Consider the following 14,527-nt stretch of genomic DNA (forward strand, 5'->3'; position numbering starts at 1 on the left):
CGGAATTGCAACTTGGCCAACCCACAGCAATAACATAGACCAAGTATACAAATGTGCAGACAAAGCCCTATACCATGCTAAAGAGCATGGCCGTAACCGCTGTGTAGTGGCAGAGCCCAGTTAATTTACACATGTTAAACCTTAATTAACCTTTAGCTGGAATAAGGTTTACTTTAAAAGCCCTTAAATTTATTTAGGGGCTTTTTTATTCCTTAAGTTTTCTTTAAGTTTCGCTCTTTAAATTATAAACATACTCCTTAAACGGGCGATGTTTATGCAATTAGCACAGTCAAATTTACCACTAAATTACACATCTAATCCGACACATTATATCAGTGCTCGAGTGAATGATGAGCATCGAAATGAACTAGAGGCCGCAGTAAAAGAGGGGTTTTTAGTGGCTTACAATGCAACGCTTAAATCATTTATGCCGCTACTTTGCCAATACACAACAAGTGAGGGGCAATGTACGTTAGGTTTAAGGCAAGCTACCTCTTCCTTATTTATTGAGCAGTACACGGCAGAGCCCATCGAGCACTTTTTATTAGAACAAACTCCGCGTAGTAAAATTTTTGAGCTAGGTAATTTATGCTCTACACATCGAAAGGCAACGCTTGGGCATTTTATTGTTGTTAACGAGGCGCTTTACCATACTGGAGCTAAATATTTAGTATTTTGCGCCACTAAAAAAGTACGAGCTATGCTTCGACTGTTAGGTGTTAACTGCACTGAAATTGCTGTTGCTAACAGCTTTGTAGTAGAAAACCCATTAAGTTGGGGAAGTTATTACGCTAATCAGCCAACTGTCTGTGTTGTGAGTTTAGAGCAAGCTCACCAACAAATCGTAAAAACAACAGAGCTTTATAGCTTATTACGTCAAAACCAGCATGAAATTGATACATTAGCGAATGCATTGGTGAAAATATGAGTTTATATGATACGCAATCAAATACAGCTATTGTTGTTTCACACAGTAATAATAAAACCCATGAAATAAGTGGAAAAGAGTTTGACCAACAAACCACAACGTTGGCTAATACTTTAAAGACTTTTAAAGGAAATGTGGTTGCTTTTCAGCTTGATAACACCCCTGCATGGCTAGCCTTAGATTTTGCAACTCGAATAATCGATAAAGTGGCTATACCTATCGCTCCATTTTTTAGCGAGCAACAAACGCAGTATGTAATCAATCAATGTGGCGCTGCTATTTTTATTACAGATACTCTGCCTGGTCCTAACCAGCATCCAGCGCTCAGTGTTATGTTATTTGATTGCTATTGTTTGTATATATACTCACAAACAGTGAGTAAAGCAGTTAATTACTTCGATACGACCCAAAAAGTAACGTTTACATCAGGCTCGACAGGTGAGCCAAAAGGGGTGTGTTTGTCTGCTCACAGTCAAATGCAAGTGGCGCAATCATTGTGCGATAAAATTAATATTAATCAGCCTGTGCATTTATGTTTATTACCACTGGCGGTGCTTCTTGAAAACATAGCAGGTGTATATGCGCCTTTGAAAAGTGGCGGTCAAGTTCATTTAATACCACTGAACGAACTCGGTTTTGTAGGGTCTTCGTTAGCGCAACCTAATGCACTTATTAACGCTATTGATAAAGTAAATCCTAATACACTTATATTGGTGCCAGAGCTTTTAACATGCCTTGTTACTTTTGCAGAACAAGGCTGGCAGCCGCCTAAATCACTCAAGTTTATAGCAGTGGGTGGGGCGATTGTAGATAAAACCATAATTGTTAAAGCTAGAAGTTTAAATTTACCTGTTTATCAAGGTTATGGACTATCTGAAGCAGCGTCGGTAGTTAGCTTAAACACAGTCAAAAACGATAATTACCATAGTGCAGGTCGTGTTCTTCCTCATATTCAAACCAAGATTACAGACAATCAATTATATATTAAGGGAGACCTGTTTTTAGGGTATTTAAATCACCCGCCACACGATCAAAACCAGTGGTACGCCACCGGGGACTTGGTTGAGCAACAAAATAATACATTATTTATTAAAGGGCGGATAAAAAATCTAATTATTACCAGTATGGGGCGAAACGTGAATGCTGAATGGCCTGAATCATTATTGCTAAGCCAAAGCGGCATTTTACAAGCGGTTGTTTTCGGCGAAGGTAAACCCTTTTTAACCGCCATTATTTACGTCAATTCAACACTAAACAAACAAAGCTTAACTCTACTTATAAATAACGTAAACCAACAATTACCTGATTACGCTCGCATAAAAAAATGGCACTGCATAGCTAAGCCATTAAGTGCTCAACAAGGGTTGTTAACAACTAATAATCGTCCAAAACGACAAGCAATTAGTCGCCATTACCACCATGTTTTCGAACAATTTTACCGACCTGGAGAAGTAATTAATGAGTAATTTTTTTAATACATTAAAAGCACAAACACAAAACGAGCGTGAGTACTTATTAGCTGCGCCAATTATACAGCGTGTATTTAACGGACAAGCAACGCTTGAAGAATATGCCTCTTTTCTGGCGCAGGCTTATCATCATGTAAAACACACGGTTCCTTTAATGATGTCAGTTGGCGCGCGTTTAACTGATGAGCAAGAATGGTTACGCGAAGCGGTAGCAGAATACATTGAAGAAGAAATTGGCCATCAAGAATGGGTGCTTAACGATATTGCCGCTTGTGGTTTTGATAAAGAACGCGTGCGTCATTCCAAGCCACAGTTTGCAACAGAAATAATGGTGTCGTATGCCTACGACAGTATTGCTCGTAAAAACCCGTTGAGCTTTTTTGGTATGGTCCATGTGCTCGAAGGTACCTCTATAGCGCTGGCCGACGGGGCTGCATCAAATATTGCAAGCGCCGTGGGTTTACCAAAAAAAGCGTTTAGTTATTTAACCTCTCATGGTGCCTTAGATATTGAGCATGTGAAGTTTTTTGAAGACCTCATGAACAAAATAACCAATGAGGCCGATCAACAAGCAATCATCCATGGTGCAAAGTGTTTTTACCGTTTATACGGGAATATATTTCGCGATTTAGATAGTGAACCCTTTTTTAAGACTACTACGCAAAGTGCATCTGTATGAGTGGGGCTCTATGTGTATTAACCGGTGCCTCGGGTGGAATAGGGCAAGCTTTTGCAAAAATGTTACATGAGCAAGGTTGGTCATTATTGTTGGTGGGGCGTAATAAACCAGCCCTTGAAGCCCTAAACAAAACGCTCCCAAATAGTGAGGTTTTTATTGGTGATTTAACCGATGAAGCTACCCGCGTTAATTTAGCTATAAAAGCAAACCAACTCGGTGGTACTAAGCTGTTGGTTAATAACGCAGGCATTAATGTTGTGCAAGGTTTGAAGCAAACCAGTTGTGATCAAATAGACTCGGTATTGAGCACCAATTTATTGGTCCCCATAAAATTATGCCAATTGTTTTTGCAACAGCTAGAAAACTCAAAAGGCATAATAGTAAATGTAGGATCGTCGTTAGGCAGTATTGGATACCCCTATCACACACTTTATTGTGCAAGTAAATTTGGTTTACGGGGGTTCACCGAAGCCCTTTCTCGTGAGCTTAATGGCTCTGGAGTTAATGTGACTTATTTAGCACCAAGAGCTACAGATACAAGTATTAACAATGATCAAACCCGTGCAATGAACAAAGCGCTTGGTAATAAAATGGATACACCTGAACGCGTAGCAAAAGAGTTATTAACGTTAATTAATTCAAGTAAAAAAAGACGCTTTATTGGTTTTCCAGAAAAATTATTTGTGCGTATTAACGGTGCTTTTCCAAGCATTGTGGATGGCGCAATTGGTAAACAACTATCAATAATAAAACGATTTTTAAGTTAAAAATAAACGAATACACGAGGATAAAGTTATGTATAAAATGACCCTAGCGTTATATTTAATTGTGTTAAGTATATTATCAATATCAGCCAAAGCAGATGAATCGCAAGATTTACTCGCCATTCAACAACAATGGGCAATTGCCAATTATGAACTTGAAGACGATGCGCAAATAAAAGCATTCACAGATCTAACTGAGCAAACAACATTATTTGTGCAAAACTACCCAAATTCTGCACAATCACATATTTGGCATGGCATTGTACTAGCCAGTTTTGCCGGAGCTAAAGGAGGGATCGGGGCTCTGGGATATGCAAAACAAGCAAAAGAATCGCTAGAGCATTCACTTGAAATTGACGGCACAGCACTTGGAGGCTCTGCGTATGCGAGCTTAGCCACGCTTTATAGCAAAGTACCTGGTTGGCCTATAGGTTTTGGCGATGATGATAAGGCTAAAAAGCTTTTTAAACAGGCACTTGCATTTAATCCGCAAGGTATTGATACTAACTACTTGTACAGCGAATTTTTGTATGGTGAACGTGAATACAAAGAAGCTAAAGCACGGTTAGAGGTCGCGCAAAAAGCGGGTATACGAGAGTACCGACGTAAAGCTGATGAATATCGTCAACAAGCCATTAGCCAATTACAAGTAAAAGTAGATAAAAAACTTAAGAGATAAATAATAAGCATGCATTTACTGTTAGTAGAAGATGATCAACTTGTGGCGCAGGGACTTATCCGTTCATTGCGCCAAGAAGGCTATAGTATTGAACACAGTGGTACAGTAAAACATGCGCTTCAATGCATAGCTGGGGGTGAAATAGAACTCGTCATACTCGATTTGGGATTGCCCGATGGCGACGGTACTCAGATTTTAAAACAAATAAAACAACAAAAAAAAATAATACCTGTCGTTATTTTAACGGCACGTAGCAGTATAGATGACAAAGTACTTGGGCTCGACATGGGAGCTGATGATTACTTAGCTAAGCCTTTTGATCCAGCAGAACTATTTGCACGTTTACGGGCCGCGAGTAGGCGAATAAACCATACCCATTCAAGCCTATTAAACTGTGGCGATGTTGTCCTTGACACATCAGCCCACAGCGCCAGTGTAAGTGGGGAGCCATTAACCTTGCCTCGCAAGGAATACATGCTATTAAAAGCATTAATGGAAAATCAAGGGCGTGTGCAGTCAAAGCAGCAGCTCGAAAATAAACTTTACCAATGGGGCGAAGAGGTCGGCTCTAATACCATAGAAGTTCACATACACCACTTACGAAAAAAGTTTCCAAAAGATTTTATTAAAACTCTTCGTGGTATCGGGTATGTGGTAGGAAAACGTTAGTGTCTATTCGTAAACGCCTTACCTTAATACTACTGTCGATGATGGTGCTTATCTGCTTTTTTGCGCTTGTAAAAGGGTACCAAAAAAGTATGCGTGAAGGTGAAACTCTGCTCGATAACGAGTTAAAAATAGTGGCGCTAGTACTGGGTGAACAGCCCTTAGTCAAAACAGCACAAGCTATAAAGTTAAATAGCGCTAATACCCAGCTTCTTTACCAAATTTGGTACCAAGATACGTTATTAAGTGGATCTGCTAGTTTAAAAATAGAGCCCATGGATTTTGAAGAGGGCTTTCAAACTGCCAATATTGCAGGGCAGAGAATGCGAGTGTTTGTTTTAACACAAAATAACCGAAAAGTGATAGTGGCTGAGCCAATATCAAAACGTTTTGAGTTGGCAGAAGCCGTTATTTTGTCTGCGATGCTACCCATGCTTTGGGCTGTGCCAATACTTGCCGTGTTTATTAGCTTTTTTATTAAGCATGCACTGGCGCCCTTAACACAATTATCGAAACAGCTTGCTGAGCGTAAAGCAAATGATTTTAGCCCTATAAGCTGGCACGTTACCGACCAAGAGATTAAGCCCGTAATAAATAGGTTAAATGATCTATTTCAACGAGTAGAGACTGCCTACCTAAGAGAGCGCTTTTTTGCCTCAGACGCAGCCCATGAACTGCGAACCCCACTCAGTAGTTTAAAAATAAATGTGCATAATTTAAAAAAATTGGAAAACGATCAGTATTATGAGCAAGAGTTAGAGGCTATGTCACAGGGGGTCAATCGACTGGGTAATATAGTGGAGCAAATGCTTATCTTGGGCCGTACCCATCCAGAGCAATGGCAAAAGCAATTTACTGAACAATGTTTACTGGTAATTACCCAGCATGCGGTATCTGATCAATACGACAAAATAGATAAAAAAAATCTAACAATAAGCTTAGAGGGTGATGACTTTAAAATTAATGGCGATGAGTTTACGCTTACTACGCTTATTTCTAACTTATTAAGTAACGCAATAAAATACACCCCTACAAATGGTAAAATTACAATAAAGCTTGTCAATAATGATGGGTATTATTGGCAAATTGACGATTCAGGTTCCGGCATGACTGATGAGCAAAAACAGCGTGTATTTAATAGGTTTTATCGTGTTGGAGGGGATCAGCATCCATCAGGAGAGCAAGGAGCTGGATTAGGCATGGCTATAGTGCAACACATTATTGCTATATATTCAGCCCAAATAACATTAACAGATAGCCCTTTGGGCGGACTAACCGCGCGTGTCACCTTCAAGGGGGATCAACATGGGTAAGCGCATAATTAAGCAATGCTTATGCCTTTTAGTGCTTATATCGTTTGAAATTAATGCAAAAGAGTACCTGATTGTATTAAAAGACCACTTATTTTACCCTTCAAAAATAACGATCCCAGAAAACCAAAAAGTTAAATTAATTATAGAAAACCAAGACGACACCCCTGAAGAATTTGATAGTTTTGATTTGAATAGAGAGAAAGTTCTTTATCCGCATCGAAAAAGCGTTATTTATATAGGCCCTCTAAAAAAGGGGCGGTATGCGTTTTTTGGCGAATTTTCGCCAAATTCTGCAACAGGTGTTGTAATCGTAAACAACAAAGAGGCGCAACATGCTAATAACTAGTTTAGTAGTTAGCCTTAACCAATTGCTTCCAATAGCAATTTTATTAGTACTATTACAAGTTTTTGCAAAGCAAAGCGCCCACCATATATGTATCTGTTTGATGGTTGGTGTTGCAATGTCGTTTTTATATATGTACAGCGCGTTGTGGGCTAGTCAGTGGTTTGATCATAAAGGGCTGGAGTACATTCAAATCGCTATGTGTATTGCAATATTCATTGCGGTACTCGTGTTTGTTATACAGCAAAGTGTTACGGCTTTTAATTTTGCAATTATTACTACGATAGTCATGTACTTAAGCCACTATGTTATTTATCTCAATAGCTTTTGGAAAAATAGTGATGCAGCTGAAAGCTTATTTATAGGCACATTCTTAGGCTCTGGTATTTGTTTAAGCTTTTGTGTGTTGTTGTACTTTTTTATGAGTGGCGTTAAGCACCGTTTTAGTAATTACCCAATACTCATTTTAATTGCCTTAAATAGTGCATCTAAGCTGTTGGTTGCTCTTGATTTAGCAAGTCAAATAGACTTAATTACAAATACTAATCCTATTTGGGATTTAAGGCATTGGATTAGTGAGCACTCAGAGCTTGGTCGAGTGCTTCGCGCTCTAATTGGTTACGAGGCTACTCCTGATCTCACTACGGTGCTTACCTACATCGCAAGTACAGCGTTATTTTTAATATTTTGCTACGTTATTCCAGCTTCAATATCTAAGGAACGAGTATGAAAGCACTCAACCTGTATTCAGCACTATTTTTAACCGCTTTTTGTATGCTGTTAATTCCAAACCAAGCGAATGCCGATGGTATTGTCGTTGATAAGGTTTACCATCCCTATGTATTGCCGCTAGAGCGCGAGTTTGAATGGCGTTTAGTTTCTCATCAAACCGACAATGGCAACCTCTTAGCACAGCGAATTGGTGGTGGTGGAGCAATCAACGATACGATGGCTGTAGAAGGCTATTTTGTAGGAGAGCGAGATGACAATGGTGACTTTGGTTTAGAATCATATGAAGTTGAGCTGCGTTGGCAATTAATAGAACAAGGTAAATTATGGGCTGATTGGGGCGCGTTATTTGAACTTGAAAAAATGCACAATGAAGACATCTACGAAGCAACGACGGGGTTTTTAATAGAAAAAGAGTTTGGTAAAACGAGTTTAACCATGAATGCATTTTTAGTGTACGAATGGGGCAAAGATATTCAAAACGAATGGGAAACCCAGTTCAGGGTACAATATCGGTATAGATACCTATCTGCGTTTCAACCTTCCATTGAGTTGTATGCAGGAGAGGATTTCATCGGGATTGGGCCAGGGTTTATTGGGTTATACCGGTTTGAAGGGCAAAAGCAGCTAAAATGGGAAGCCGGTTTTATAAGTGAAATTAGCCAAGCTGAAAAAAACCATAGTTTTAGGCTAGCCCTAGAATTTGAATTTTAAGCTAGTAAACACAATGTGGTTATTTATTGCTCAGCAATTAAAGGAAGTGCTTGACTTATATTTGGTTATCTATATAGTGGGTCGCAGCTAGAAAGAAAGCATGTAAGCTATAAATCTCCATTTCGATGTTGTATAAGTAATACTTGTAGTACCGTCCTGAAGTTTTTAAAGTACCATCTCATTTTTTGCTACACCCGCTCATATGAGCATATTTTTTATTTTTATATCAGGATATTACAATGTCTAACATCGTATCAGGTACAGTTAAGTGGTTTAACGAGTCTAAAGGTTTTGGTTTCATCGAGCAAGAAAATGGCCCAGACGTTTTCGCACATTTCTCAGCAATCAAAAGCGAAGGTTTCAAAACTTTAGCTGAAGGCCAACGTGTAGAGTTTACTCTTTCACAAGGTCAAAAAGGTCCTCAAGCTGATAACATCACAGCTGTATAATTTTACTTTTTAAGTAAAATGAAAAAAAGCGCCTAGGGCGCTTTTTTTGTATCTAAAATAAACCTAACTTATGTAACAACCCTACCTACTACTCACAAGCACAATTTAAGTGATTCTATTTCCCCCTAAACACCACTACTTTTGGCAGGAATAAATGGCAATAAAATGTCGAAATAGCCGGTTTTAACATATAACACCAACTCCCTTAATTAAGTGATCTTTTAAGGATGAAAAAGCGCGTGAAAGCTGCTCTAAATGAGTTTTTTACGCAGATAACGATACGTTTTGCATGCAGGTTGGTATAAAAGCGAAGAAGCTGACAAGTGCTTGCAGCGCTTATTAAAGTACTAATTAATACGAAGAGGTAACAACACTTGTTATTGGTTTACAGCACAGGTAAACAATACAAATTAAAAGTTTGCTTATTTACCGTAAGGGCTTTTTTTAGTTTTATTTATCTCTTTATATGCTGTTTGCATTTTTTCTATAAGAACTGTATCTGTATCTTTATTTGCAGCTAAATAAGCAACCGTTGTTAGTGCATCTATTTTAAAAATAAACTTTAAGTGGCCAGGTTTAAGTTTGAAGTAATCACTGTATTGGAGCATGTAATGCGGGTCATCTAATATTAGATCTACTTTTTTGGCTAGTAGTAACTGATAAGAATGTTGTATGTCTGAAGTTATAACGCCCTCAACCCCCATTTTTGTGAGAGTTTGTGTTGAAAAGTCGTTATATTGCATCGCTATTTTATAATTTTTTGCTTGGTTAGTATTATTGATTACTATATCTGTTCTGTCTGATAGCCCAACAAACCCCATTTCAAAGCGACCAATTTCGCCTACCCACTGAAATTGATTTTCTCGTTCAGCTGTACGAGCAATACTGTATATAAACGTGTTTTTCTCCTCGCTTGCCATTTTATAAGCGCGAGCCCAAGGATACATTTGTATGTCTGGCGTTAAACCGGCCTGTTTAAATATATCCCTTATGTATTGTGTCCCTTGACCTTGAACAGTGCCGTCTATTAAAACTTGATTAGGCGGTGCTAATTCTGTAACTACCAGTAACGGTTTTTCAGCTAAAGTAGAAAACGATAAAACAAGTATAAAAAGGGTCAGAATGTATTTCACAACAGCGAGTCATTATTGAATTAAAAACACTAACTTAAGTGTGGAACAAAATAGAATAATTACAAAAAAAAGTGATTAAAATAGAGCATTATAATGATTAAGTGGTAGTTAGGATAAGATAAAAAGGCATAAGGTAATTTACGCCTAAAACGATAAAAGGGCCTTGCGGCCCTTGGTGAAGTATCGTTCAAGTCAGATAGCACTTTAACCCCTTAAAGTACTAACTTCTTGTTTTGCAACACCGGTTCATCTCTTAAGTTTCTAAGCTAGCGAGAGGAAAAACCCAGCAATTGCTGCGCTCATAAGGTTAGCCATAGATCCTGCTAACACTGCTCTGAGCCCTAAGCGTGCGATATCCTTCCGCCTGCTAGGCGCCATACCGCCTAACCCACCTAGTAAAATGGCTATCGATGATAAGTTAGCGAATCCACACAGAGCAAACGTAACAATTGCTTGTGTGTGCGCACTTAACGTATCGCGATAATTTATAAAGTCTAAGTAAGCAACAAACTCGTTTACTACTATCTTTTGACCAATAAAGCTGCCGGCTATAATTGCCTCATCCCACGGTACACCGAGTAACCATGCAACAGGAGCAAATACATAACCTAAAATTTCTTGTAGCGTTAATGTTGGATGATCAAACCATCCGCCCACACCACCTAATAAACCGTTTAAAAGCGCAATCAGTGCAACAAAAGCCAGTAGCATTGCACCTACGTTTAGCGCCAAATGCATGCCATTTGCAGCGCCTGATGCTGCCGCATCAATTACATTTACCGGTTTATCGTCATCGTTTAAATCTAAATCAGCTAAGTTATCTTTAGGTGTTTCGGTTTCTGGCACAATCATTTTTGCCATTAAAAAACCACCCGGTGCCGCCATAAAGCTGGCTGCAATTAAGTACTTAAGCTCTACACCAATAATTACGTAACCCGCCATTACAGACCCAGCTACAGTGGCTAAGCCACCTACCATCACAGCAAACAACTCAGACTTGGTCATTGTTGCTATAAAAGGTTTAACAATTAACGGTGCTTCAGTTTGGCCAACAAAAATGTTTGCCGTTGCTGAAAGTGATTCTGTACGCGAGGTTTTTAAAAGCTTTTGTAAACCACCGCCTAAAATCTTAATAATCCAATCCATAATGCCAATGTGATATAAAACAGCAACTAGCGCTGAGAAAAACACAATAACGGGCAAAACCTGAATTGCAAAAATAAAACCGAGTGTGTCTTGTGAAGCCAGAGGGCCAAACAAAAAGCCAATACCATCGTTGGCATAGCCAATAACCGATGAAACAGCGGCCGACATACTTGCTAATACGTTTTTTCCTGCGTCAAAAAACAGAACAAATCCACCAATAACAACTTGCATTGCAAATGCTATAGCAACGGTTCTTAAATTAATTGCCTTGCGATTAGTTGACGCGGCAAAGGCAATGCCCAGCAGCACACACATGCCTACTAAGCTCATAAATGTTGTCATACAAATGTTTCCCGTTGTTATTCTTGTAGTAAATATTTAATTTTACTTTTTATAATATCAATCGCAACGCGGTTCATGCCGCCTCGAGTCACAACTAAATCTGCATTATGCTTAGAAGGCTCAATAAATTGATAAAACATCGGTCTTACAGTTGCTTGATACTGTTCAACAACAGATTGTAACGTTCTGCCTCGCTGCTCCATATCACGTTGCATACGACGCATTAAGCAGATATCTAAAGGGGTGTCTATAAACACCTTAATATCAAATTCTTTATTAAGCGCTTTATCGCTCAGTAATAAAATACCTTCCACAATCAAAATTTTTGCAGCAGCTACACGTCGCGTTTTATCGCTGCGAGTATGTTGTGCATAATCATATGTTGGTACTTCTACTGAGTTTCCACTACGAAGTTGAGTTAAATGTTCAAGCATTAACTCATGTTCAAATGCATCAGGATGGTCGTAGTTCGTTTGCGTACGATGAGCCATCGGCAAATGCGACTGATCCTTGTAATAAGCATCTTCTTCAATAATGGCAATTGCGCCCGGTTCAAGCTCATTAACCAACTCATTGTATATAGTTTGGCTAAACAGAGATTTGCCCGACGCAGACGCGCCAGCAATAGCTATAATAGTTGTTCGTGTCACTAAAGTTCTCACCCACACAGAAGGATATATTGTTGGTAGATCACAATAGCAAAAAAGACACGATTAATCTCTTTTGCTTCGCTTAAGAACGCAAATTTATAATGTTTAGGTTTTATGAAACAGGACTTTTGTCCTGTACGGAAAAATCGTTCAGCAGATAAAGTAACCACCTAGAAACAAAGTGAGGTCAAAATGGCAAGAGCAATTATCTTAATGGCAGATAGCCTAGGAATCGGTGCAGCACCAGATGCAGATAAATTTGGTGATGTTGGCGCCAATACATTCGCTCACTTATTAAAAGCATATTACGACGAAACAGGCAGTGCACTTTCGCTTCCTAATCTATCTAAATTAGGTTTAGTCGACGCCTGCGAAGCCGCCGGTGGCGAAACGTGTTTAGTTTCAGACCGCCAAGCACCTAAAGGTGCGTGGGGTTACGCTAAAGAACTTTCAAGCGGAAAAGACACTCCATCAGGTCATTGGGAAATGGCCGGTGTACCTGTGTTATTTGATTGGGGTTACTTCCCAAAAACACAGCCAAGTTTCCCACAAGAATTTGTAGACGAGTTTATAGCTCGTACCGGTATTCCTGGCATTTTAGGCAATTGCCATGCATCAGGAACCACCATTTTAGAACAGCTAGGTGAAGAGCACGTAAAAACAGGTAAACCAATCTGTTACACCTCAGCTGATAGTGTGTTTCAAATAGCCGCGCATGAAGAGTCATTCGGCCTAGATAAGCTTTATCAAGTTTGCGAAATCGCACGGGCGCTGCTTGATGAAATGAACATAGGACGAGTGATTGCGCGGCCATTTTTGGGTTCAAATAGTCAAGATTTTGCACGAACAGGTAACCGTCGTGACTATTCAGTACTTCCGCCTGCACCTACCTTGTTAGATGTACTAGCAAAAGACGGCGGCGAAGTAATTAGTATTGGTAAAATTTCAGACATATACGCGCATCAAGGCATAACCCAAAAGCACAAAGCACCAGGGCTTATGAACTTGCTTGAAAAAACCAGTGAGGTAATTTCAACAGCACCTGATCGCAGCTTAATTTTTACCAACTTAGTTGATTTTGATGAAAAATTTGGTCATCGCCGTAACCCGGTAGGTTACGCTAAAGCATTAAAAGAATTTGATGACTATTTACCAACTATACTAAACCAGTTAAATGCAGATGATGTATTAATGATCACTGCCGACCACGGGTGTGACCCAACCTTTCCAGGTTCTGAGCACACACGTGAATACGTACCTGTGATAGCGTATAAGCCTGGTATGGATAATACACCGCTAGGTGAACGAAATAGTTTTGCAGATATTGGTCAAACACTAGCACAGTGGTTTAACTTGTCTGAGCTTGAATATGGCGACAGCTTTTTAACTCAATTAAACGCGCCAAAATAAAAAGGAAACAACGAATGAGTACTCCTCATATAAATGCAAATGTTGGTGATTTCGCCGAAACAGTTTTAATGCCAGGCGATCCGCTACGTGCGCAATATATTGCTGAAAACTTTTTAGATGATGCGGTACAAGTAACGGGTGTACGCAACATGTTTGGCTTTACAGGTACTTACAAAGGTAAGCCAGTAAGCATTATGGGTTCAGGCATGGGTATTCCATCAATGTCTATATACGCACGTGAGCTTATTGTTAGCTTTGGCGTAAAAAACATTATACGCATTGGTACATGTGGCGGTATTGGTACCGACATTAAAATCCGTGACGTAATTTTTGCACAAGGTGCAAGCACAGATTCAAACGTAAACCGTGCACGTGTTCGTGGCTACGATTTTTCTGCAATTGCAGACTTTGACCTACTGTTAAACGGCGTTAACGCAGCAAAAGAACTAGGTATTAAAGCAAAAGTAGGTAACGTATTTACAACCGACACTTTCTACCAAGCAGACGACACTTTCTATAAAGATTTAGACAAGTTAGGCGTACTCGCTGTAGATATGGAAACAGCCGGTTTATATGGCGTTGCAGCTGAATACGGCGCAAACGCAATGGCATTATTCACCGTAAGTGACCACGTGATCACGGGTGAAGCAACACCTGCTGACGAACGTCAAAGCACGTTTAACGAAATGGTTAAAATTGCATTAGAGTCTATCTAATCGATAAAACAGTTCCTTGGTAACGTATTCACTAAGTTTTGGAGACACGCCCAAAGTGAAGTGAGACTAACCTCCAAAGCCGCATTTTATGCGGCTTTTTTTATGCCCTAATAATTATAAAATCAATATGTACCAAATTCTAAATACGCAGCGCTTTTTGAACTCTTTGTGAAAAAATGGGTTTTAAATCTAAATCCACAAAGAGAAGCGAATGAGAAAAAATGAGCAGCCCTAAACTAATGTTTAGTTTATTTTTGTAGACGTAGAGCNTGCTCACGTTAGAAGCGTAGCTTCTTGTTACTTATAAAATTATCACCACAGAGCGCACCGAGGCGCTTCGCGCTACACAGAGTTAAAAAATATTGATTAGTCACTACTCCTGTTCTTCTCCTTTACT

16 protein-coding genes and 1 pseudogene are annotated in these 14,527 nt (G+C 39.3%); 14 read left to right on the top strand and 3 right to left on the bottom strand.

The window, feature by feature from the left end; all coding sequences use genetic code 11:
• From ATS71_RS19155 to ATS71_RS14295, 12 genes and pseudogenes are all read left to right on the top strand, one after another.
• A pseudogene (locus tag ATS71_RS19155) lies at window positions 1-124 on the top strand (GGDEF domain-containing protein); the annotation flags it as partial.
• Between the two features lie 150 nt (window positions 125-274).
• Window positions 275-928, top strand: coding sequence for a thermostable hemolysin (locus tag ATS71_RS14245; protein WP_058405422.1), 654 nt, complete (start codon window positions 275-277; stop codon window positions 926-928).
• Window positions 925-2,394 carry an AMP-binding protein gene (locus ATS71_RS14250; RefSeq protein ID WP_058405423.1) on the top strand — a complete coding sequence of 490 codons (1,470 nt, stop codon included), beginning with the start codon at window positions 925-927 and terminating at the stop codon, window positions 2,392-2,394. The genes ATS71_RS14245 and ATS71_RS14250 overlap by 4 nt, the downstream gene beginning before the upstream one ends.
• Window positions 2,387-3,076: a TenA family transcriptional regulator gene (locus tag ATS71_RS14255; RefSeq protein ID WP_058405424.1), complete on the top strand. Its 690-nt coding sequence runs from the start codon at window positions 2,387-2,389 to the stop codon at window positions 3,074-3,076. The genes ATS71_RS14250 and ATS71_RS14255 overlap by 8 nt, the downstream gene beginning before the upstream one ends.
• Window positions 3,073-3,843: an SDR family oxidoreductase gene (locus ATS71_RS14260; protein WP_058405425.1), complete on the top strand. Its 771-nt coding sequence runs from the start codon at window positions 3,073-3,075 to the stop codon at window positions 3,841-3,843. Before ATS71_RS14255 ends, ATS71_RS14260 begins: the two co-directional genes overlap by 4 nt.
• 28 nt (window positions 3,844-3,871) lie before the next feature.
• Window positions 3,872-4,519, top strand: coding sequence for a tetratricopeptide repeat protein (locus ATS71_RS14265; RefSeq protein WP_058405426.1), 648 nt, complete (start codon window positions 3,872-3,874; stop codon window positions 4,517-4,519).
• A gap of 9 nt (window positions 4,520-4,528) precedes the next feature.
• A complete protein-coding gene (locus tag ATS71_RS14270; RefSeq protein ID WP_058405427.1) occupies window positions 4,529-5,188 on the top strand; it encodes a response regulator in 660 nt (219 codons plus the stop codon).
• Entirely contained in the window at window positions 5,188-6,498 is a 1,311-nt protein-coding gene (locus ATS71_RS14275) for an ATP-binding protein (RefSeq protein WP_058405428.1), read from the top strand. Before ATS71_RS14270 ends, ATS71_RS14275 begins: the two co-directional genes overlap by 1 nt.
• Window positions 6,491-6,844: a cupredoxin domain-containing protein gene (locus tag ATS71_RS14280; RefSeq protein ID WP_058405429.1), complete on the top strand. Its 354-nt coding sequence runs from the start codon at window positions 6,491-6,493 to the stop codon at window positions 6,842-6,844. The genes ATS71_RS14275 and ATS71_RS14280 overlap by 8 nt, the downstream gene beginning before the upstream one ends.
• Window positions 6,831-7,571 (top strand): hypothetical protein, encoded by a 741-nt coding sequence (locus ATS71_RS14285; protein WP_058405430.1) that lies wholly within the window; start codon window positions 6,831-6,833, stop codon window positions 7,569-7,571. The genes ATS71_RS14280 and ATS71_RS14285 overlap by 14 nt, the downstream gene beginning before the upstream one ends.
• Window positions 7,568-8,284, top strand: a complete 717-nt coding sequence (locus tag ATS71_RS14290) for a hypothetical protein (RefSeq protein ID WP_058405431.1) — start codon at window positions 7,568-7,570, stop codon at window positions 8,282-8,284. The genes ATS71_RS14285 and ATS71_RS14290 overlap by 4 nt, the downstream gene beginning before the upstream one ends.
• Window positions 8,285-8,523: 239 nt before the next feature.
• Window positions 8,524-8,733 (top strand): cold-shock protein, encoded by a 210-nt coding sequence (locus tag ATS71_RS14295; RefSeq protein ID WP_002959120.1) that lies wholly within the window; start codon window positions 8,524-8,526, stop codon window positions 8,731-8,733.
• Window positions 8,734-9,155: 422 nt separating this feature from the next.
• On the opposite strand, the gene ATS71_RS14300 is transcribed toward ATS71_RS14295, so the two are convergent.
• The 3 genes from ATS71_RS14300 to udk form a co-directional block, all read right to left on the bottom strand.
• Complete coding sequence (locus tag ATS71_RS14300; RefSeq protein WP_058405432.1) at window positions 9,156-9,866, bottom strand: substrate-binding periplasmic protein; 711 nt, start codon at window positions 9,864-9,866, stop codon at window positions 9,156-9,158.
• Between the two features lie 261 nt (window positions 9,867-10,127).
• A complete protein-coding gene (locus ATS71_RS14305) occupies window positions 10,128-11,354 on the bottom strand; it encodes a NupC/NupG family nucleoside CNT transporter (RefSeq protein WP_008132935.1) in 1,227 nt (408 codons plus the stop codon).
• Between the two features lie 17 nt (window positions 11,355-11,371).
• Window positions 11,372-12,004, bottom strand: coding sequence for a uridine kinase (gene udk / locus ATS71_RS14310; protein WP_006794607.1), 633 nt, complete (start codon window positions 12,002-12,004; stop codon window positions 11,372-11,374).
• Between the two features lie 192 nt (window positions 12,005-12,196).
• Between udk and ATS71_RS14315 the strand changes: the two genes are divergently transcribed.
• Window positions 12,197-13,414 carry a phosphopentomutase gene (locus ATS71_RS14315; protein WP_058405433.1) on the top strand — a complete coding sequence of 406 codons (1,218 nt, stop codon included), beginning with the start codon at window positions 12,197-12,199 and terminating at the stop codon, window positions 13,412-13,414.
• Window positions 13,415-13,428: 14 nt separating this feature from the next.
• Complete coding sequence (gene deoD / locus ATS71_RS14320; protein WP_006794609.1) at window positions 13,429-14,130, top strand: purine-nucleoside phosphorylase; 702 nt, start codon at window positions 13,429-13,431, stop codon at window positions 14,128-14,130.
• The last annotated feature ends 397 nt before the right edge of the window (window positions 14,131-14,527 follow it).

The organism is Pseudoalteromonas sp. H71, assembly GCF_001468485.1.
In the GTDB taxonomy this organism is placed as follows: domain Bacteria; phylum Pseudomonadota; class Gammaproteobacteria; order Enterobacterales; family Alteromonadaceae; genus Pseudoalteromonas.

Coding starts and splice junctions, on each gene's coding strand:
- ATS71_RS14245 (WP_058405422.1), top strand. CDS start 275: ATGCAATTAGCACAGTCAAATTTACCACTAAATTACACATCTAATCCG.
- ATS71_RS14250 (WP_058405423.1), top strand. CDS start 925: ATGAGTTTATATGATACGCAATCAAATACAGCTATTGTTGTTTCACAC.
- ATS71_RS14255 (WP_058405424.1), top strand. CDS start 2,387: ATGAGTAATTTTTTTAATACATTAAAAGCACAAACACAAAACGAGCGT.
- ATS71_RS14260 (WP_058405425.1), top strand. CDS start 3,073: ATGAGTGGGGCTCTATGTGTATTAACCGGTGCCTCGGGTGGAATAGGG.
- ATS71_RS14265 (WP_058405426.1), top strand. CDS start 3,872: ATGTATAAAATGACCCTAGCGTTATATTTAATTGTGTTAAGTATATTA.
- ATS71_RS14270 (WP_058405427.1), top strand. CDS start 4,529: ATGCATTTACTGTTAGTAGAAGATGATCAACTTGTGGCGCAGGGACTT.
- ATS71_RS14280 (WP_058405429.1), top strand. CDS start 6,491: ATGGGTAAGCGCATAATTAAGCAATGCTTATGCCTTTTAGTGCTTATA.
- ATS71_RS14285 (WP_058405430.1), top strand. CDS start 6,831: ATGCTAATAACTAGTTTAGTAGTTAGCCTTAACCAATTGCTTCCAATA.
- ATS71_RS14290 (WP_058405431.1), top strand. CDS start 7,568: ATGAAAGCACTCAACCTGTATTCAGCACTATTTTTAACCGCTTTTTGT.
- ATS71_RS14295 (WP_002959120.1), top strand. CDS start 8,524: ATGTCTAACATCGTATCAGGTACAGTTAAGTGGTTTAACGAGTCTAAA.
- ATS71_RS14305 (WP_008132935.1), bottom strand. CDS start 11,354: ATGACAACATTTATGAGCTTAGTAGGCATGTGTGTGCTGCTGGGCATT.
- ATS71_RS14315 (WP_058405433.1), top strand. CDS start 12,197: ATGGCAAGAGCAATTATCTTAATGGCAGATAGCCTAGGAATCGGTGCA.
- deoD (WP_006794609.1), top strand. CDS start 13,429: ATGAGTACTCCTCATATAAATGCAAATGTTGGTGATTTCGCCGAAACA.